The sequence below is a fragment of the Ideonella sp. genome, from assembly GCF_041287625.1.
Lineage (GTDB): Bacteria > Pseudomonadota > Gammaproteobacteria > Burkholderiales > Burkholderiaceae_C > Ideonella.
Genome location: NZ_JBGGNH010000044.1, coordinates 63,931 through 83,190, shown reverse-complemented (window position 1 = coordinate 83,190; position 19,260 = coordinate 63,931). Strand labels below are relative to the sequence as shown.

Annotated in this window: 15 protein-coding genes; 2 read left to right on the top strand and 13 right to left on the bottom strand. The window is 69.4% G+C overall.

Annotation, left to right across the window (positions count from 1 at the left end; genetic code table 11):
- Positions 1-1,135, top strand: a 1,135-nt coding sequence (locus ACAH41_RS17825) for an ABC transporter permease (RefSeq protein ID WP_370538395.1), incomplete at its 5' end; no start/stop codon positions are given.
- On the top strand, positions 1,132-2,220 hold the full coding sequence (locus tag ACAH41_RS17820; protein ID WP_370538394.1) for an ABC transporter ATP-binding protein: 1,089 nt from the start codon (positions 1,132-1,134) through the stop codon (positions 2,218-2,220). The genes ACAH41_RS17825 and ACAH41_RS17820, both read left to right, overlap by 4 nt.
- Positions 2,221-2,247: 27 nt before the next feature.
- On the opposite strand, the gene ACAH41_RS17815 is transcribed toward ACAH41_RS17820, so the two are convergent.
- The 13 genes from ACAH41_RS17815 to ACAH41_RS17755 all read right to left on the bottom strand — a co-directional run bounded on the left by ACAH41_RS17815 (position 2,248) and on the right by ACAH41_RS17755 (position 19,249).
- Complete coding sequence (locus ACAH41_RS17815) at positions 2,248-4,221, bottom strand: ATP-binding protein (RefSeq protein ID WP_370538397.1); 1,974 nt, start codon at positions 4,219-4,221, stop codon at positions 2,248-2,250.
- 61 nt (positions 4,222-4,282) lie between these two features.
- On the bottom strand, positions 4,283-4,930 hold the full coding sequence (locus ACAH41_RS17810; RefSeq protein ID WP_325655110.1) for a response regulator transcription factor: 648 nt from the start codon (positions 4,928-4,930) through the stop codon (positions 4,283-4,285).
- Positions 4,931-5,116: 186 nt separating this feature from the next.
- Complete coding sequence (ftsZ, locus tag ACAH41_RS17805; protein WP_325655108.1) at positions 5,117-6,361, bottom strand: cell division protein FtsZ; 1,245 nt, start codon at positions 6,359-6,361, stop codon at positions 5,117-5,119.
- Between the two features lie 111 nt (positions 6,362-6,472).
- Positions 6,473-7,705, bottom strand: coding sequence for a cell division protein FtsA (ftsA, locus tag ACAH41_RS17800; protein WP_141288466.1), 1,233 nt, complete (start codon positions 7,703-7,705; stop codon positions 6,473-6,475).
- Between the two features lie 7 nt (positions 7,706-7,712).
- A complete protein-coding gene (locus ACAH41_RS17795) occupies positions 7,713-8,525 on the bottom strand; it encodes a cell division protein FtsQ/DivIB (protein ID WP_325655106.1) in 813 nt (270 codons plus the stop codon).
- Between the two features lie 7 nt (positions 8,526-8,532).
- Entirely contained in the window at positions 8,533-9,504 is a 972-nt protein-coding gene (locus ACAH41_RS17790) for a D-alanine--D-alanine ligase (RefSeq protein ID WP_325655104.1), read from the bottom strand.
- A complete protein-coding gene (gene murC, locus ACAH41_RS17785) occupies positions 9,501-10,907 on the bottom strand; it encodes a UDP-N-acetylmuramate--L-alanine ligase (RefSeq protein WP_325655102.1) in 1,407 nt (468 codons plus the stop codon). Before murC ends, ACAH41_RS17790 begins: the two co-directional genes overlap by 4 nt.
- The gene (murG, locus tag ACAH41_RS17780; protein WP_325655100.1) at positions 10,904-12,004 is read right to left on the bottom strand and encodes an undecaprenyldiphospho-muramoylpentapeptide beta-N-acetylglucosaminyltransferase; all 1,101 of its coding nucleotides are present in this window, start codon (positions 12,002-12,004) and stop codon (positions 10,904-10,906) included. The genes murC and murG overlap by 4 nt, the downstream gene beginning before the upstream one ends.
- Positions 12,001-13,269, bottom strand: coding sequence for a putative lipid II flippase FtsW (ftsW, locus tag ACAH41_RS17775; protein WP_370538393.1), 1,269 nt, complete (start codon positions 13,267-13,269; stop codon positions 12,001-12,003). The genes murG and ftsW overlap by 4 nt, the downstream gene beginning before the upstream one ends.
- Positions 13,266-15,032: a Mur ligase family protein gene (gene murD / locus ACAH41_RS17770; RefSeq protein WP_325655099.1), complete on the bottom strand. Its 1,767-nt coding sequence runs from the start codon at positions 15,030-15,032 to the stop codon at positions 13,266-13,268. The genes ftsW and murD overlap by 4 nt, the downstream gene beginning before the upstream one ends.
- Before the next feature lie 85 nt (positions 15,033-15,117).
- Complete coding sequence (mraY, locus tag ACAH41_RS17765) at positions 15,118-16,299, bottom strand: phospho-N-acetylmuramoyl-pentapeptide-transferase (protein ID WP_325655098.1); 1,182 nt, start codon at positions 16,297-16,299, stop codon at positions 15,118-15,120.
- Positions 16,290-17,702, bottom strand: coding sequence for a UDP-N-acetylmuramoyl-tripeptide--D-alanyl-D-alanine ligase (murF, locus tag ACAH41_RS17760; protein ID WP_325655096.1), 1,413 nt, complete (start codon positions 17,700-17,702; stop codon positions 16,290-16,292). The genes mraY and murF overlap by 10 nt, the downstream gene beginning before the upstream one ends.
- On the bottom strand, positions 17,702-19,249 hold the full coding sequence (locus ACAH41_RS17755; RefSeq protein ID WP_325655094.1) for a UDP-N-acetylmuramoyl-L-alanyl-D-glutamate--2,6-diaminopimelate ligase: 1,548 nt from the start codon (positions 19,247-19,249) through the stop codon (positions 17,702-17,704). Before ACAH41_RS17755 ends, murF begins: the two co-directional genes overlap by 1 nt.
- Positions 19,250-19,260 lie beyond the last annotated feature (11 nt).

The following is a 19,260-nucleotide window of genomic DNA, read 5'->3' as shown; positions in this document are numbered from 1 at the left end:
GTTCCTCTACCTGCCGATCGCGTCGTCGCTGCGGCGGCTCGACCCGGCCATCGAGGACGCCGCCGCTTCGCTGGGGCTGAGCCCCTGGCAGGTCTTTCTGCGCGTCGTGCTGCCGCAGCTGCGGCTGGCGCTGTGCGGCGGCGCGCTGCTGATCGGGCTTCACCTGCTGGCCGAGTACGGCCTGTACGTGATGATCCGCTTCGACACCTTCACCACCGCCATCGTCGACCAGTTCCAGTCCAGCTACAACGGCCCGGCCGCCAACATGCTGGCCGGCGTGCTGGTGGTGGCCTGCTTCGGCCTGCTGGGGCTGGAGGCGCTGCTGCGCGGGCGCGAGCGTTATGCCCGCGTCGGCTCGGGCGCCGCCCGCCTGCTGCCGCGCCGCCGCCTCGGCAAGCTCACCGCGCTGGCGCTGCTGCTGCCGGTGCTGACGACCGCGCTGGCGCTGGGCGTGCCGCTGATCACGCTGGGCCGCTGGCTGCTGGCGGGCGGCGCCGGCATCTGGCGCCTGGGCGAGCTGGGCCCGGCGCTGGGCCAGACGCTGCTGCTGGCGCTGGGCGGCAGCCTGCTCACGGTGCCGGCCGCGGTGCCCATGGCCTGGCTCGCGATACGCGCGCCCAGCCGGCTGCAGCGCCTGCTCGAGGGCTGCAACTACCTGATAGGCTCGCTGCCCGGCGTGGTCGTCGCGCTGGCGCTGGTGACCGTCACCGTGCGGGTCACGCCCTCCATCTACCAGACCGCCGTCACCGTGCTGCTGGCCTATGCCATGCTGTTCTTGCCGCGCGCGCTGATCAGCCTGCGCGCCGGCATCGCCCAGGCCCCGGTGGAGCTGGAGCAGGTGGCGCGCAGCCTGGGCCGCACGCCGGCGCAGGCCTTGTGGGCCGTCACCATCCGGCTGGCGGCGCCGGGCGCGGCGGCCGGCGCGGCGCTGGTCTTCCTCGGCATCACCACCGAGCTCACCGCCACGCTGATGCTGGCGCCCAACGGCACCCAGACGCTGGCCACCGCCTTCTGGGCCTACAGCAGCGAGATCGACTACGCAGCCGCCGCGCCCTACGCGGTCTTGATGGTGGCGCTCTCGCTGCCCATGACCTGGCTGCTCCACGTGCAATCAAAACGGGTCGCAGGACGATGAGTTTTCTGGAAGTGCAGGCCGCCTGCAAACGTTATGGCCGCGCCCAGGTGCTGGACCACGTCGATCTCGACGTGGCCTCTGGCAGCCGCACCGTCATCGTCGGCCCCTCGGGCTCGGGCAAGACCACGCTGCTGCGCCTGATCGCCGGCTTCGAGCTGCCCGACAGCGGCCGCATCGTGCTGGCCGGGCAGACGCTGGCCGACGGCGCCGACGCGCTGCCGGCGCACCGCCGCGGCATCGGCTTCGTGCCGCAGGACGGTGCGCTCTTCCCCCACCTCAGCGTGGCCGACAACATCGGCTTCGGCCTGCCGCGCAACGCACCCGGCCGCGCCCAGCGCATCGCCGAGCTGATGGAGATGGTGGCGCTGCCGCAGGCCATGCTCGCGCGCCGCCCGCACGAGCTCTCCGGCGGCCAGCAGCAGCGCGTCGCGCTGGCCCGCGCGCTGGCCCAGCGGCCGCAGCTGATGCTGCTGGACGAGCCCTTCTCCGCGCTCGACACCGGCCTGCGCGCCAGCACCCGCAAGGCCGTCGCCGAGCTGCTGGGCGGCGCCGGCATCACCACCATCCTGGTCACCCACGACCAGGCCGAGGCCTTGTCCTTCGCCGACCAGGTGGCCGTGATGCGCGCGGGGCGGCTGGTACAGGTCGGCCGGCCGCTGGAGCTCTACCTGCAGCCCCAGGACCCCGAGACCGCCAGCTTCCTCGGCGACACCGTGATCCTGCCGGCGCAGCTGCAGCAAGGCTGGGCCGACTGCGCGCTGGGCCGCATCGCCACCGACGACCCGCGCGGCCAGGGCGCGGTACAGATCATGCTCAGGCCCGAGCAGTTGCAGCTGCAGCCGGTGTCCGGCCACGGCGAGGACGCCGCGGCCGCCAGCGGCGCCGGTGCCTGCCGCGGCGTGGTGACCGAGGTCGACTTCGGCGGCTCGGTCTGCGGCGTGGCGGTGCGGCTGCTGGGAGACCAGCCCGGCTCGGCGGCGCCCATCCTGGTGCGCAGCCCGGCGGTGCATGTGCCGGCGGTGGGCGACAGCGTCTCGATCAGCGTGCTGGGGCGGGCGCACGTGTTCGGGGCCGCCGCGGCATAGGTCTTCCGGCGGCGGGGCTCGCTCGGTTCAGCGCACCGCGCCCCGCACCAGCGGCAGGTCCAGCAGCACCCGCGTGCCCTGCCCCGGCCGGCTCTCGATCTCGATCTGGCCGCCCAGCCGGCCGGCGCGCTGGCGCAGGTGGCGCAGGCCGCGGCCGTGCAGGGCGGTGGCGCTGTCGAAGCCGACCCCGTCGTCGGCGATCACGACACGCACGCCGCCCTCGGTCTGCAGCGTCGCGACCCGCACCTCGCCGGCGCGGGCGTGCTTGAGCACATTGGTCAGCACCTCCTGCACGATGCGCAGCACGTGCAAGGCATCGGGCGGGTGCAGCCACTCCAGCGGCGGCAGGTCTTCGACCTCCCAGAGCATGCGCAGCCCGGCCGATTCGAGCCGGCTGCCCAGGCGGTGGCGCAGCGACGCCAGCAGCGTGACCAGGTCGTGGCCTATCGGCTCCAGCGAGTCGATCACCAGCCGCAAGTCGTCGACGCACTCGCGCAGCAGCAGCGCCACCGCGGCGCTGTCGAGCTTGCCCTGCTCTACCAGCACCAGCGAGGACATCAGCGTCGAGCCCAGGCCGTCGTGCATGTCGCGCATCAGGCGCTGGCGCTCCAGCAGCAGCGCCTGCTCGCGCTCGACCGCCCGCAGCTTCTCGTGGTTGGTCCGCAACTCGGCTTCGCGCGTGGCCAGCTGCTGCTCCAGCATGGTGTTGGCCTGGGCCACCTGGTCCATCGCCATCGAGTAGCGGTGCTGCGCAGCGTGCAGGAAGGCCAGGAACATCAGCAACATCGCAAACGGCAGCAGGTAGACCGATTCCGGCGTGATCGCGCCCGAGACCAGCAGCAGGTCGTGCAGGCCGAACACATTCGTCACCCACAGCGCCAGCGTGATCAGCCGGAAGTCCCGCCCGCCATCGTGCCAGGCCAGCCAGCCCATGGTCAGGCCCACGCCCAGCGCCACCACCGCATTGACCAGGTGGATCTGCGACACCGCCTGCAGCGGCGAGCCGGGCATGGCCAGCAGCGTCGCAATGACCACGAAGGCCACCAGCGCGCGCTCCAGGCCGCGGTGGCGCCGCCTGTCGAAACGGATCGCGAACATGTACATCAGCACCATGACCCACGAAAGCGAAGCGTTGCTCATCCACCAGAACCACTCCAGGCCGGTGTCACTCGCAGGGAACTGCACGTAGTAGTGAAGGTTGCGCAGTGTCCAGGCCACCGAGGTCAGTGCAAACAGCAGGTAGGGCCGGTTGCCGCGCCGCCCCAGCCAATAGACGAAGGCCACCAGTCCCAGCGCCAGGAAGGTCAGGCTGGCAACTTGCGGCGCGGCCTGCTGCAGCAGCAGCCGCAGTTCCAGCCGCCGGGTCAGCAACTCGCGCGGACCAACGTACAGCCGGCTGAGTCGGTGCGAACGGTCTGGCGCCCGCACGACACCCAGGGCCAATGTCAGCCGGGTACCTGGCACCTGCGCACCCAGGTCAACCCACACGGGCCGGTTCCACTGCTCGCGCCAGCCGGCGCTGCCATCCCAGCGCAGCTGCCAGTGCGGCGCGGCGCTGACGGTCTCGCCGCCGACTTCGCCACCGTATTGCGCCAGCAGCACCGCGCCGCCCGAGACGCGCGGCACGTACAGCACCATCGGCGTGCGCGCGCCGGCACTGTCCACAGACAAGGCCGGCACGACCACCTGCACCCGGTACCACCAGACCGACAGGCTGCCGCGCGCGACCGAATCGCCCAGTGGCGTCTGCTTGAGCGCCGGCAGGCTGGCGGGCTGCCAGCCTGCGGCGTCTGGCGACGGCAGGCTTTGCAGCAGCAGCCGCTCTCGCCCTTCGAACTGGGCCTCGGGCAAGTCGGCAGGCAGGCCGGCCGGCAAGGCTTCAAGGTGAAGCAGCGCGTGGTCCCGCATTGCATCGCGCAGCGGGCCGGGTGACGGCGCGGCGGCCACCGCCGTCACCAGCAGCGCCACCGCACCGCCGAGCAGCAGCAGCACCGCGACCATCCCGGCCACGGCCCACCAGGCCCGGCGCCGCCCCAAGGCGGGCGGCGCCGCAAGCGCGCTGTCAGTCACGCACCAGGCCCAGCTTGCGGGCCTCGTAGATCGCCTCGGTCTTGGAATGCACCTGCAGCTTGCGGTAACTGCGCTTCACGTAAGTCATCACCGTGTGCCGGGAGACGTTCAGCATGCGGGCGATCTCTTCGAAATTGAAGCCCTTGGCGCTGAGTGTCAGCACCTGGCGTTCCTGCGGCGACAGCAAGGCATCGTCGGCCGCGGTGGGTTGCGGCTCGGGCGCCAGGCGAAGCAGCAGCTGGCGGGCGATCACCGGGCTGATGGGGCTGCCGCCGGCGCGCAGGGCCCGGATCTGCTCGACCAAATCCTCGGCCCGGCTGTCCTTCAGCAGATAGCCGGTGGCCCCCGCTTCCAGCGAGGCCATCACATGCGGCTCGTCGCCAAACACGGTGACGACCATCACGTCGGTCTGCGGCAGGTGGTCATGCGCGAAGCGGATCAGCTCGATGCCGCTGCCGCTGGGCAGGCCCAGGTCGACCAGCAACACGTCCGGGCGCACGCTTTGCAGCAGCTGCAGGCCCTGCGGCAGGTCGGCAGCGGTGCCGGCCAGCAGCATGTCAGGCGCCTGCGCCACCATTGCGCTGAACGCGGCGCGGAAGCGTTCATCGTCCTCAACGATCACGACAGTCAATGCAGTCATGGTGCGCAGTGTAGGGACTCGCCGCCAGCGTGCTGGTGCCCTGCGCCTTCGTCACTGCTTCAAGGGACAGTTTCTGCCGAACGCTTTTGCAGATGCCACGAAAAACGGGGCGTCCAAGCGCCCCGAAACATCACCGCAACTTCAACGCAGGCGCCGACCCTCAGCGGATCGACGCTTCACTCAAGCTCAATCGGCTTGCTTGCGGAGAAATGCCGGGATTTCGATTTCGTCCATGCCGTTGGAGCTCAGCGCTTCGACCTTGGCTGCCGCCTGCGTGCGGCCGGTGCGCCAAACGCTCGGCGTGGCCAGGTGGCCGTAGTCGTGCGCTGCAGGCGCAGGCGCTGCACCGTGGCTCATGCCATGCGCCGCACCGGCCATGCCGGCCTGCATCGGCGTGTTCAGCAGCGGCAGGTTGTCGGTGCCGGTGCGCAGCACGGGCTGGGTCTGCACCACCGTCAGCGGCGCCTGCGCACGGCGGGCCGAGGACAGGCCGGTGGCGATGACCGTCACGCGCAGCTGGTCACCCAGGCTTTCGTCATAGGCGGTGCCGTAGATGATGTGGGCTTCGTCGGCGGCGTAGCGCTTGATCGCGTTCATCGCGTTCTTGCTTTCCGACAGCTTGAAGTTGTTGCGCGAGGCCGCGATCAGCACCAGCACGCCGCGCGCGCCGGACAGGTCGATGCCTTCCAGCAGCGGGCAGGCGACCGCGGCCTCGGCCGCCTTGGTCGCGCGGTCCGGGCCGCTGGCGATCGCGGTGCCCATCATCGCCTTGCCCGGCTCGCTCATCACGGTCTTCACGTCTTCGAAGTCGACGTTGACCAGGCCGGGGATGTGGATGATGTCGCTGATCCCGCCCACGGCGTTCTTCAGCACGTCATTGGCATGCGCAAACGCCTGGTCCTGCGTGACGTCGTCGCCCAGCACTTCCAGCAGCTTCTCGTTGAGCACCACGATCAACGAGTCGACGTTGGCTTCCAGCTCGGAAACGCCTGCGTCGGCCTGCTTGCAGCGCCGGCCGCCTTCGAAGTCGAAGGGCTTGGTCACCACGCCCACCGTCAGGATGCCCATTTCCTTGGCCACGCGGGCGATGACCGGCGCGGCGCCGGTGCCGGTGCCGCCGCCCATGCCGGCGGTGATGAACAGCATGTGCGCGCCAGTGATGGCCACGCGGATGCGGTCCTCGGCCTCTTCGGCCGCGGTCTTGCCCACGTCGGGCTTGGAACCTGCGCCCAGGCCGGTGGAGCCCAGCTGAACCAGCTGCGCCGCGGCGCTGCGGTTCAGCGCTTGCGCGTCGGTGTTGGCGCAGATGAATTCCACGCCTTGCACGCCCTGGGCAATCATGTGCTCGACAGCGTTGCCGCCGCCGCCACCCACGCCGATCACCTTGATCTGCGTGCCCTGGTCAAATTCTTCGATCATCTCGATGGCCATTGGAACCTCCTTCGTCGTCGCGTTGCAGTTGCCGTTATCTGAAAAAAACTGATTGACTCAATCACTTCTGGCGAGGCTTCAAGCGAGCCTCTTGATCCGGGACCCACATCCCTAGAAATTGCCCAGGAACCAGTCCCGGGCTTTCCCAAACATTGTCTTGACCGACCCCGCCTGCTGCGCCGCCTTGTGGCCGCGGGTGTGGGCCAGGCGTGCTTCTTCGAGCAGACCCATCACGGTGGCCGAACGCGGGTTGGCCACCATGTCGAACAGCGCGCCCGAGTAGGTCGGCAGGCCCTTGCGGACCGGCTTCAGGAAGATGTCCTCCCCCAGTTCGACCATGCCCGGCATCACCGCCGTGCCGCCGGTGATCACGATGCCCGACGACAGCAGTTCCTCGTAGCCGGACTCGCGGATCACCTGGTGCACCAGCGAAAAAATCTCCTCGACCCGCGGCTCGATCACGCCGGCCAGCGCCTGGCGCGACAGCATGCGCGGCACCCGGTCGCCCAGGCCCGGCACTTCGAGCTGCTCGCTCGGGTCGGCCAGCAGCTGCTTGGCCACGCCATATTCGACCTTGATCTCTTCGGCGTCCTTGGTCGGCGTGCGAAGCGCCATCGCGATGTCGCTGGTGATCAGGTCGCCAGCGATGGGAATGACGGCCGTGTGGCGGATCGAGCCCCCGGTGTAGATCGCCACGTCGGTCGTGCCGGCGCCGATGTCGACCACCGCCACGCCCAGGTCCATTTCGTCTTCGGTCAGCACTGCCGCGGCCGACGCCGTCGGGCTCAGCGCGAGTTGCTCGACTTCGAGCCCGCAGCGGCGCACGCACTTCAGGATGTTCTCGGCGGCACTTTGGGCGCCGGTGGCGATGTGCACCTTGACTTCGAGCCGGCTGCCGCTCATGCCGATCGGCTCCTTGACCTCGTGCCCGTCGATCACGAACTCCTGCGACTCGACCAGCAGCAAGCGCTGGTCGTTCGGGATGTTGATCGCCTTGGCGGTCTCGATCACGCGCGCCACATCGGTCGGCGTGACCTCCCGGTTGTCGCGCACGATGACCATGCCGGTCGAGTTCTGGCCGCGGATGTGGCTGCCGGTGATGCCGGTGTAGACCCGCTCGATCTTGCAGGCGGCCATCATCTCGGCCTCCTTCAGCGCCTGCTGGATGCTCTGCACCGTGGCATCGATGTTGACCACCACGCCGCGCTTCAAGCCGTGCGACGCCGCCACCCCCAGGCCGGCCACACGCAGCTCGCCACCGGGCAGGACCTCGGCCACCACCGCCATCACCTTGGCGGTGCCGATGTCCAGCCCGACGACGAGATCCTTGTATTCCTTGGCCATGCCTTCCTCAGTTGGTGCGCGTGCCGGTGTCGGCCGCTGTGTTCAGTCGCAACGCATAGCCGTCGGCATGGCGCAGGTCGGCGCGGTTCCAGGCCCGGTGCTGGCGCGCGGCGACCTGGCTGACGGTGCGCACGAAGCGCTCGCAACGCGCGATCACCTCGTCTTCCGAGCCGCGGCCCACCTCGACCACGCCGCCGTTGTCCAGTTCGACCTCCCAGGAGCCGCGGTCCGACAGCGCGAGCCGCACGGGGCTCAAATCCATCGGCCGGAACACCGCGGTGAGCCGCCGGTACATCGCCAGCATCGCCGGCGCCTGGCCCTCGTTGCCATCGAATTCCGGTAGCCGCTCATCGTCCACGTCGCCGACATTGGCGTCGAAGATCTCGCCATGCGAATTGACCAGCCGGTCGTTGCCTTCATCGCCCAGCCACACCGCCGCCGGCTTGTGTTCTTCCAGCCGCACCAGCAACCGGTTCGGCCAGACCTTGTGCACCACCGCATGGCGCACCCAGGGCACGGCTTCGAAGGCTTCGCGCGCGGCCTGCAGGTCCATCGTGAAGAAGCTGCCGGCCAGCCGCGGCGCGGCATTGGCGCGGATGGTCGCCACGCTGTTGCGTGTCACGTCGCCTTCGAGGCGGATGCTGCGGATCGTGAAGTACGGCTGGCGCGCAATCCAGCCGGCAGCCGCACCCGCGGCCACCACCAGCGCCAGCACCACCACGGCGGCGGTGGTCGTGTTCATGACCCGCACGTCCAGCGGCAGCTCGGCGCGCAGCGGGCTGCGAGCAAAGCGGGCGGTGAAAGTGGCAGCGGCGTTCATGATGCGTTCAGCGCTTGGCCGGCGGGTTGTCCAGCGTGGCACCGGCCAGCAGGTGCACGCACAGCTGCTCGTAGCTCATGCCGGCGGCCCGAGCCGAGCGCGGCACCAGCGAGTGGCCGGTCATGCCCGGGGAGGTATTCATCTCCAGCAGGAAGGGCTTGCGGTCGCTGGCGCGGATCATCAAATCGGCGCGGCCCCAGCCGCGGCAGCCCAGCAGGCGATAAGCCTCGACGACGATGCGCTGGATCTCGCGCTCCTCGGCCTCGGGCAAGCCGCTCGGGCAGTGGTACTGCGTCTCGTCGGAGTGGTACTTGTGCTCGAAGTCGTATTTGCCGTCGGGTGCCTGGATGCGGATCACCGGCAGCGCGACGGCGGCGTCGCCTTCTCCCAGCACCGGGCAGGTGACTTCGTCGCCTTCGATGAATTCTTCGCACAGCACGTCAGGGTCGAATTGTGCGGCGAAGGCCACCGCTTCCTGCATCCCTGAATACCCCGCCACCTTGGTCACGCCAAAAGAGGAACCTTCTCTTGCGGGCTTGACGATCAGCGGCAGGCCCAGCGTGTCCGGCACTTCGCGTGTCACTTCGCGGCCATGCTCGCCACGGCGCAGGCGGCGGAACTTCGGCGTGGGCAGGCCCTCGGCGATCCACACCCGCTTGGTCATGACTTTGTCCATCGCCACCGCCGAGGCCATCACGCCCGAGCCGGTGTAGGGAATGCCCAGCAATTCGAGTGCGCCCTGCACCGAACCGTCTTCACCATGGCGGCCATGCAGCGCGATGAAGCAGCGCGCGAAGCCCTGGGTCTTCAAGTCCTGCAGCGGGCGCTCGGCCGGGTCGAAGGCATGTGCATCGACGCCTTGCGACAGCAGCGCCTTCAGCACGCCTTCGCCCGACATCAGCGACACCGGCCGTTCGGCCGAATCGCCGCCCATCAGCACCGCCACTCTTCCAAAGGCTTTCACATCCACCGTGCTCATGCTTGCCCCGCCAGTTCCACCACGCGCGCCGGCACTGCGCCAATCGAGCCAGCGCCCATTGCAATCACGACATCGCCGTCTCGTGCAAACGCCCTGATCTCTTCCGGCAGCAGCGTCACCTCGTCGACAAACACCGGGTCGACCTTGCCGGCCACACGCAGGGCCCGTGCCAGCGAGCGGCCGTCCGCCGCGACGATGGGCGATTCACCGGCGGCATAGACCTCCGTCAGCAGCACCGCGTCGGCCTGGCCCATGACCTTGACGAAGTCCTCGAAGCAGTCCCGGGTGCGGGTGTAGCGGTGCGGCTGGAAGGCCAGCACCAGGCGCTGGCCTGGGAAGGCACCGCGCGCCGCCGCCAGCACCGCGGCCATCTCGACCGGGTGGTGGCCGTAGTCGTCGATCAGCGTGAAGGCGCCACCTCCGTTGGCTGCCAGCTCGCCATAGCGCTGGAAGCGCCGGCCCACGCCGGTGAAACCGGCCAGCGCGGCCAGGATGGGCTCGTCGCGCAGTTCCAGCTCGGTGGCCACCGCAATCGCGGCGAGCGCATTGCGCACGTTGTGCTCGCCCGGCAGGTTCAGCGTGATGTCCAGGTCCGGCATCACTGTGCCATTGCGGCGCTGGCAGGTGAAGCGCATCTGGCCGCCGCGCAATGCCTGCACATTGACCGCGCGCACCTGCACGTCTTCGCCCATGCCGTAGGTGATGACCGGGCGCGAGATCATCGGGATGATGCTTTTCACGCCGGGGTCGTCGCCACACAGGATGGCGGCACCGTAGAACGGCATGCGGTGCACGAAGTCGACAAACGCGCCCTTCAGCTTCGCGAAGTCGTGGCCGTAGGTGTCCATGTGATCGGCGTCGATGTTGGTGACAACCGACAGGATGGGCATCAGGTTCAGGAACGAAGCGTCCGACTCGTCGGCCTCGACGACGATGAAGTCGCCTGAACCCAGGCGCGAATTGGCACCGGCCGAGTTGAGCTTGCCGCCGATGACAAACGTCGGGTCCACGCCGGCCTCTGCCAGCACGCAGGTCACCAGCGAGGTGGTCGTCGTCTTGCCATGCGTGCCGGCAATCGCAATGCCCTTCTTCAGCCGCATCAGCTCGGCCAGCATCACCGCACGCGGCACGACCGGGATGCGGCCACTGCGGGCTGCGATCACCTCGGGGTTGTCGCCGCGCACCGCGGTGGACGTGACCACCGCGCCGGCGCCGGCAATGTGCGCCGCGTCGTGGCCGATGAAGATCTGGATGCCCAGTTCGCCCAGGCGGCGCGTGGTCGCGCTGTCGGCCTGGTCCGAGCCGGAGACCTTGTAGCCCAGGTTGTGCAGGATTTCGGCGATGCCGCTCATGCCGGCGCCACCGACGCCGACAAAGTGAATGTGCTTCACTGCATGTTTCATGGCTTGATCAGCCTTTCAATCTCATCGGCGACCTTGCCGGCCGCGCCGTGACGCGCCAGCATGCGGGCCTTTTGAGCCATCGCGAGCAGTTGCGTCCGGTCCAGTTGCTGCAGCAGCCCGGCCAGCTGCTGGGGGTTCATGTCGGTCTGCGGCAGGTGCAGCGCGGCGCCGCGCTCTGCCATCCAGGCGGCGTTGTCGCGCTGGTGCGAGGTGGTCGACACCACCAGCGGCACCAGCACGCTGGCCACACCGGCCGCACAGAGTTCGCTGACGGTGATCGCGCCGGCGCGGCAGACGATCAGGTCGCAGTCGGCCAGGCGCTGGTCCATGTTGTCGATGAAGGGCAGCACCTCGGCCTGCAGGCCGAGCGTGGCGTAGCGGCTGCGCACGTCGTCCAGGTTCGTCACACCGGTCTGGTGGGTGACCTGTGGCCGCAATTCGGCCGGCATCTGCGACAGCGCCGCCGGCACGGTTTCGTTCAGCACGCGGGCGCCCAGGCTGCCGCCGACCACCAGCACGCGCAGCGGCCCTTCGCGGCCGGCAAAGCGCTGCTCGGGGGGCGGCATCGCCTCGATCTCGACGCGCACCGGGTTGCCGGTCACCAGCGCGCGCTTGACCTTGTCGGCCGCCGGGCCGTCGAAGCCGAAGGCCACCTTGTCGGCCACCGGCAGCAAGGCCTTGTTGCTCATCAACAGCGCGGCGTCGGCATTCACCAGCACCAGCGGCTTGCCCAGCGCCGCCGCCATCAGCCCGCCCGGGAAGCAGACATAGCCGCCCATGCCCAGCACCGCATTGGCATGCCGGCGGCGCAGGATGCGCGCGCTGTCCCAGAAGGCCTTCAGCAGGCGCAGGCCGCCGGTCATCGTGTGCAGCAGGCCTTTGCCGCGCAGGCCGGAAAACGAGAGCCGGTCCATCGGAATGCCGGTGGCCGGCACCAGCCTGTTTTCCATGCCGCCCTCGGTGCCCAGCCAACTGACCGACCAGCCACGGGTCATCATCTCTCGCGCCACCGCGAGGCCAGGAATCACATGCCCGCCGGTGCCCGCGGCCATGATGACCAGGTGGCGGGTGGAAGCCATCGAGGTGGTCCCGGTCATGCGCGGCCTCCTCGCATGAGCTGCCTGTTTTCCAAATCCGCACGCAGCACGATGGCCAGCGCAACGAGGTTCAGCATCACGCCCGAGCCGCCGTAGCTCAGCAGCGGCAGCGTCAGCCCCTTGGTGGGCAGCACGCCGAGGTTCACGCCCATGTTGATGAAGGCCTGGCCGCCGAACCAGATGCCGATGCCTTGCGTCATCAGCCCGGCGAACACGCGGTCCAGCGCGATGGCCTGGCGGCCGATCACGAAGATGCGGCGGGTCAGCCAGAAGAAGGCCAGGATCACCGCGAGCACCGCGATGAAGCCCAGCTCTTCGCCGATCACCGCGAGCAGGAAGTCGGTGTGCGCCTCGGGCAGGTAGTGCAGCTTCTCGATCGACGCGCCCAGGCCTTGGCCGAACACGCCGCCGCGGCCAAACGCGATCAGCGAGTGGGTCAGCTGGTAGGCCTTGCCCTGCGCATAGTCCGGATTCCAAGGGTCCAGGTAGGCAAAGATGCGCTGGCGGCGGAATTCGCTGAAGACGATCATCAGCACGAATGCGCCAACCAGCACCGCCACGCTGAGGAAGAACATGCGGCCGTTGACACCGCCAAGGAACAGGATGCCCAGCGCCACCGCGGCGATCACCATGAAGGCGCCCATGTCCGGCTCGGCCAGCAGCAGCACGCCGACCACGCCGAGCGACACCGCCATCGGCCAGACCGCCTTGACGAAGTTCTCCTTCACTTCCATCTTGCGCACCATGTAGCTCGCGGCATACATGGCCATCGCCAGCTTGGCCAGCTCGCTGGGCTGGAAATTCATCACGCCCAGCGGAATCCAGCGCCGTGCGCCGTTGACGCCCTTGCCGATGAAGGGCACCAGCACGACGATCAGCATCGCCAGCGTGGCGGCGAACAGCCACGGCGCCCACTTCTCCCAGACGGCGATCGGGATCTGCAGCGTGACCAGCGCGGCCACGAACGACACGCCGATGAACATCGCCTGCCGGCTCAGGAAGAAGGTCGGCACGTAGCGCGCGAAACGCGGGTTGTCCGGCATCGCCACCGAGGCCGAATAGACCATCACCAGGCCCAGCGCCAGCAGCAAGGCGGTGACCCAGATCAGCCCGGTGTCGTAGCCCGAAAGCTGCACCGGCTTGGCCGAGACGCCACCGATCCAGTCGCGGATCGGCAGCCGCTCGCCACCAGCGCGACCGAACAAGCCCGCAGCGCGCTCGCGCAGGCCGACGAAGGGTTGGCGCAAGGTGTCAGCCACGCTCACGTCAGGATCTCCCCACGCTCGGCCGCCAGGTCCTGCACTGCCGAGATGAAGACCTCGGCGCGGTGGGCGTAGTTGCGGAACATGTCCAGGCTGGCGCAGGCCGGGCTGAGCAGCACCGCGTCGCCTTCCTGCGCCTGCTCGAAGCACCAGCGCGTGGCGGCTTCCAGCGTGGCGTGGCGCTGCAGCGGCACGCCGCCGCCGCCCAGCACCGCCTCGATGGCGGCGGCATCGCGGCCGATGGTCGCGACCGCGCGGGCGTGGCGCGCCACTGGTGCAGCCAGCGGCGAAAAGTCCTGGCCCTTGCCGTCGCCGCCGAGGATGACGACCAGCTTGCCGCCGCAGTCCTGGCCCAGGCCGTCCAGCGCCGCCACGGTCGCGCCGACGTTGGTGCCCTTGCTGTCGTCGAAGGCCTCGACGCCACCGATCTGGCCGATCATCTCGACCCGGTGCGGCTCGCCGCGGTATTCGCGCAGCGCGTGCAGCATCGGCGCCAGCGGCAGGCCAATGGCGGTGCACAGCGCCAGCGCGGCCAGCGCGTTGGCGGCGTTGTGGCGGCCGCGGATGCGCAATGCGTCTGCCGGCATCAGGCGCTGCAGCAGCAGTTCGTCCTCTTCTTCACCCTTGCGCTTCTTGATGGTCTCGTCGGCGGGCATCGCACGCACCAGCCAGTCCATGCCACCGCCGGTGACCAGGCCGAAGTCGCCTGGCTTTTGCGGTGCGTCCAGGCCAAAGCGGCAGACTGCACGGCCGATGGATTTCTTCGGCTTGCCGCGGCCGCCCGCGACCACCACAGGCGCCGGCACCATCGCCTCGACCAGCGTGTCGTCGCGGTTGACGACCATCAGCGCCTGCTGGCCGAAGATGCGGGCCTTGGCCGCGGCATAGGCGGCCATCGTGCCGTGCCAGTCCAGATGATCCTGCGTGACGTTCAGCACCGTGGCCGCGCTGGGCTCGAAGCCTTGCACGCCATCGAGCTGGAAGCTGGACAGTTCCAGCACCCACACGTCCGGCAGGTGCGCAAACACCGGCAGCTTGGGCGGCGGTGGGGCCAGCACGACGGGCGGTGCGAGCGCGTCTTCGTCATCGAGCGGCAGCGCTTCGGGCTCGGCCTCGGCTTCCACCTCCACCGGCTCCGCGGGCTCGTCCAGCGGCTCGGCCTCGACAGGTGCTGTCAACTCCGCGACCGGCTCGGCTGGCGCGACATCCTCGGCTTCGGCTTCGGCAGACGGCAGCGGCTCCAGGTCCAGCGCGGCAGCCAGCGTGTCCAGCATCGTCGGGCCGATGTTGCCAGCCAGGCCCACTCGCTTGCCGCAGCTTTCGACCAGCATCGAGGTCAGCGCGGTGGTCGTGGTCTTGCCGTTGGTGCCGGTGATGGCCAGCACCTTGGGCGCATAGCCGCGGTCGGCCTTCAGGTCGGCCAGCGCACGCGCGAACAGGTCCAACTCGCTCTGCTGCGCCAGGCCCTTGGCGCGCGCAGCGGCCAGCAGCGGCGCGATGCGCGAGTCCGCCGGGGCCAGGCCGGGGCTCTTCAGCAGCAATTGCACGTCGGCCAGCGGGCCCGTCGCCAGGTCGTTGTCCAGCGCGCCGGAGAAACGCTCGGCGGCCGGCACGTCTGCGGCCAACGCTGCGGCCTGCGGCGGCATCTCGCGAGAGTCCCACACGCGGATGCGCGCGGCGCCATGCCGCGCGCACCAGCGCGCCATCGCCAGGCCGGAGTCACCGAGGCCCAGGATGAGGATGGAGAGGTCGCGCAGATGGTTCATGTCGAGGCCAGCGCCGGGCCGCCCCAAGCAGGCCGAGCGCCCCCTTGGGGGGCAGCGAACAAAGTGAGCGTGGGGGCTGTCATGACTAGCGGAGCTTCAGACTTGCCAGGCCGATCAGGCACAGCAGCATCGTCACGATCCAGAAGCGGATCACGACCTGGGTTTCGTTCCAGCCGGACTTCTCGAAGTGGTGGTGCAGCGGCGCCATCTTCAGGATGCGCCGGCCTTCGCCGTACTTCTTCTTGGTGTACTTGAACCAGCCCACCTGCAGCATCACCGACAGCGCCTCGGCGACAAACACGCCGCCCATCACGCCCAGCAGGATCTCCTGCCGCGTGATGACCGCGACCGTGCCCAGCGCGCCGCCCAGCGACAGCGCACCCACGTCGCCCATGAAGACCTGGGCCGGGTGCGCGTTGAACCACAGGAAGGCCAAGCCGGCACCGGCAATCGCGGCGCAGAAGATCATCAGCTCGCCAGCGCCAGGGATGTAGGGAAACAGCAGGTACTTGCTGTAGACCGCGCTGCCCACCACGTAGCTGAAGATGGCCAGCGCGCCGGCCACCAGCACCACCGGCATGATGGCCAGGCCGTCCAGCCCGTCGGTCAGGTTGACGGCATTGCTGGCGCCGACGATGACGAAGTAGGTCAGGCCGATGAAGCCGAAGACACCCAGCGGGTAGCTGATGGTCTTGAAGAACGGCAGCATCAGGTCGGCCTTTGGCGGCAGGTCGTTCGAGAAGCCGCTCTGCACCCAGCGCAGGAACAGCTCCAGCACGCGCAGGTTGTTGGTCTCCGAGACGCTGAACGCCAGGTACAGCGCCGCGACCAGTCCGATCAGCGACTGCCAGATGAACTTCTCGCGCGAGCGCATGCCCTCGGGGTTCTTGTCGACCACCTTGCGCCAGTCGTCGGTCCAGCCGATGGCGCCAAAGCCGAAGGTCACCAGCATCACGATCCAGACGAAGCGGTTGCTCCAGTCGCTCCACAGCACCGTCGCCAGGCCGATGCCGATCAGGATCAGCGCGCCGCCCATGGTCGGCGTGCCGCGCTTGGCCAGGTGGCTCTGCATGCCGTATTCGCGGATCGGCTGGCCGATCTTCAGCTCGGTCAGGCGGCGGATGACCCACGGGCCAAACACCAGGCCGATGACCAGGGCCGTCAGCGCAGCCATCACTGCGCGGAAGGTCAGGTACTGGAACACGCGCAGGAAACCGAATTGCTCCGGGTACAGGCCCTGCAGCCACTGCGACAGGCTCAGCAGCATGCGGCCTCCCCTTTGTCTTGTGCGCCGGCCGCTTGCAGTGCGGCGACGACCTGTTCCATCTTCATGAATCGCGAGCCTTTGACGACCACTGCCTGCGCCTTTGGTCGGTCCACCGCCGCCAGCAACTCGGCCACACCGGTGAAATGCCGCGCCGTCGGACCGTAGGCCTGCGCGGCGTGCAACGCCAGCTCGCCAGCGGTCCAGACATGCTCGATGCCGCGCTCCGCCGCCAGCGCGCCGATTTCGGCATGGAAGGCCGGACCTTCGTTGCCAACCTCGCCCATGTCGCCCAGCACCAGCCAGCGCGGCGCCGGCAGCTCGGCCAGCACCTCGATGGCGGCACGAACGGAATCGGGGTTGGCGTTGTAGCTGTCGTCGATCAGCGTCTGGCCCGAGGCCAGCAGCTTGACCTGCGAGCGGCCCTTGACCGGCTCGAAGGCCTGCAGCCCAGCGACCACCGCACCCAGCGGCACGCCAGCCGCCAGCGCGCAGGCCGTCGCGGCCAATGCGTTCTTCACGTTGTGCCGGCCCGCCACGCGCAGCGCCAGGCCAGCCTCGCCGACGGGCGTGTGCATCTGCAGCACCCAGTGGTCACCCGCCCAGCGCGCCTGGCCACCGACGTCCGCGCCGGTCTCGGCCGTGTCGCCCAGCGCAAAGCGCAGCACGCGGCGCGTGCCGGCCAGCGCCTGCCAAGTGGCGCTGTGTGCGTCGTCGGCCGGGAAGACCGCGACGCCGTTGTCCGGCAGCGCGCTGATCACGCTGCCATTTTCCTGCGCGACGGCCTCGACCGTCTGCATGAACTCCAGGTGCTCGCGCTGCGCGTTGTTGACCAGCGCGACGGTGGGCTGGGCAATGGCGGCCAGCTCGGCGATCTCGCCCGGGTGGTTCATGCCCAGTTCGATCACCGCCAGGCGGTGCGCGGCGGTGAGGCGCAGCACCGTCAGCGGCACGCCGATGTGGTTGTTCAGGTTGCCGGCCGTGGCCAGCGCCGCCTCGCCCTGCGCCGCGCGCAGGATGCTGGCGATCATCTGCGTGACCGTGGTCTTGCCATTGCTGCCAGTGATTGCGATCAACGGCAAAGTGAACTGCTCACGCCAGCCGGTGGCCAGCTGCTGCAGCGCGCGCAGCGGGTCGGCCACCTGCAGGCCGGGCAGGCCGGCTTCGGCCAGGCCGTGCGACGCGATGGCCGCCACGGCGCCGGCAGCGGCGGCCTGCGGCAGGAAGTCATGTGCGTCGAAGCGCTCGCCTTTCAGCGCAACGAACAGGTCGCCGGCTGCCAGCGTGCGGGTGTCGGTGTGCACGCGGCGCAGCGCCAACCCCTCATCGCCGCCAGCCACGGCCGGGCCGACGCGTTGTGCGTCCGGCAACAACCGATGGACCGTGGCGAGCGTGAAAGAGGCCATCAGTTCGCGCTCCGAGACTGCAGCGCCGCGGTTGCCACCGCGGCATCGGAGAACGGGTGCTTGAAGCCGTTGATCTCCTGGTAATCCTCGTGGCCCTTGCCGGCGATCAGCACCACGTCTTGCGATGCGGCAGTGGCCAGAGTCTGGAAGATCGCGGCACGACGGTCCGGTTCGGTCTGCACCGGCGCCAGGCTGCGCGCCTCGACCGTGCCTTCGATGATCTGGCCGATGATGGCTTCAGGCGATTCGCCGCGCGGGTTGTCGCTGGTGACGACCACGCGGTCGGCCAGGCGCTGGGCGATCTCACCCATCAGCGGGCGTTTGGTCGCGTCCCGGTCGCCACCACAGCCGAACACGCACCACAGCTGGCCGCCACGCGCCTGCGCCAGCGGGCGCAGCGCCGAGATGGCCTTGTCCAGCGCGTCCGGCGTATGGGCATAGTCGACCACCACTTCGGGCGACGCCACCGCGCCGGCCGGCAGCGGCACACGCTGCATGCGCCCAGGCACCGGCGTGACCTGGGCCGCAGCGGCCGCAGCATCGGCCAGTGGCACGCCGAGCGCGCGCAGGCCGCCAATCACACCCAGCAGGTTCAGCACGTTGTAGTCGCCGATCAGCCGGGTCTGCACCGGCACGCGCGCGGAAGATTCAACCAGCGTGAAGCTCAGGCCTTGCGCGGTGTAGCCCACGTCCTGCGCCTGCAGCCGGGCCTCGTCGCGCACCGACAGCGTCCACAACGCAGGGCCCTTGCCGGCCAGGTCGGCCACCAGCAGCGCGCCTTGCGGATCGTCCACGTTGATCACCGCGGCCTTCAGGCCGGGCCAGGCGAAGACCTGGCGCTTGGCGGCCCAGTAGGCCTCCATGCTGCCGTGGTAGTCCAGGTGATCGCGGGTGAAGTTGGTGAACAGCGCAACTTCCAGCCGCGTGCCCGCCAGGCGCTGCTCGACCACGCCGATGGACGAGGCCTCGATCGCGCAGGCGGCGTAGCCTTCGTCGGCCATGCGGCGGAAACCCGCCTGCAGCACCACCGGATCCGGCGTGGTCAGGCCGGTGAATTCGATGCTGCCAGCGTCCGCCGCGTTGTCTGCACCAGGCACATGCGAGCGCGGCCGCGGCGGCTCGCCCACGCCCAGCGTGCCGACCACGCCGCAGCGCTGGCCCAGCAGGCTCAGCGCCTGCGCGGTCCACCAGGCGCTGGAAGTCTTGCCGTTGGTGCCGGTGACCGCGATCACCTTCAGCGCTTGGCTGGGGTGGCGGTAGAAGGCATCGGCGATCAGGCCGGTCGCCGCCTTCAGGCCGGGCAGCGTGGCCACGCGGGCATCCTGGAAGCCGAACTCGCCCACGCCTTCGTGCTCGACCAGGCAGGTGGCCGCGCCTGCCGCCAGCGCGGCCTCGACGAACTGCCGCCCGTCGCTGCGCTGGCCGGGCCAGGCAATGAAGGCGTCGCCGGGCTGCACCAGGCGGCTGTCGGTGCGCAGCGCGCCGGTGACCCAGGAGGTCAACCAGCGGGCGGCTGCATCGGCACTTCTGAGATGGGTAAGTGGCATGTCGGTGCGGC

Coding starts and splice junctions, on each gene's coding strand:
- ftsA (WP_141288466.1), bottom strand. CDS start 7,705: ATGGCCAAGGAATACAAGGATCTCGTCGTCGGGCTGGACATCGGCACC.
- ftsZ (WP_325655108.1), bottom strand. CDS start 6,361: ATGGCCATCGAGATGATCGAAGAATTTGACCAGGGCACGCAGATCAAG.
- ACAH41_RS17795 (WP_325655106.1), bottom strand. CDS start 8,525: ATGAACGCCGCTGCCACTTTCACCGCCCGCTTTGCTCGCAGCCCGCTG.
- murF (WP_325655096.1), bottom strand. CDS start 17,702: ATGGCCTCTTTCACGCTCGCCACGGTCCATCGGTTGTTGCCGGACGCA.
- ACAH41_RS17810 (WP_325655110.1), bottom strand. CDS start 4,930: ATGACTGCATTGACTGTCGTGATCGTTGAGGACGATGAACGCTTCCGC.
- ACAH41_RS17755 (WP_325655094.1), bottom strand. CDS start 19,249: ATGCCACTTACCCATCTCAGAAGTGCCGATGCAGCCGCCCGCTGGTTG.
- murD (WP_325655099.1), bottom strand. CDS start 15,032: ATGAACCATCTGCGCGACCTCTCCATCCTCATCCTGGGCCTCGGTGAC.
- ACAH41_RS17820 (WP_370538394.1), top strand. CDS start 1,132: ATGAGTTTTCTGGAAGTGCAGGCCGCCTGCAAACGTTATGGCCGCGCC.
- murC (WP_325655102.1), bottom strand. CDS start 10,907: ATGAAACATGCAGTGAAGCACATTCACTTTGTCGGCGTCGGTGGCGCC.
- murG (WP_325655100.1), bottom strand. CDS start 12,004: ATGACCGGGACCACCTCGATGGCTTCCACCCGCCACCTGGTCATCATG.
- ACAH41_RS17815 (WP_370538397.1), bottom strand. CDS start 4,221: ATGGTCGCGGTGCTGCTGCTGCTCGGCGGTGCGGTGGCGCTGCTGGTG.
- ACAH41_RS17790 (WP_325655104.1), bottom strand. CDS start 9,504: ATGAGCACGGTGGATGTGAAAGCCTTTGGAAGAGTGGCGGTGCTGATG.
- mraY (WP_325655098.1), bottom strand. CDS start 16,299: ATGCTGCTGAGCCTGTCGCAGTGGCTGCAGGGCCTGTACCCGGAGCAA.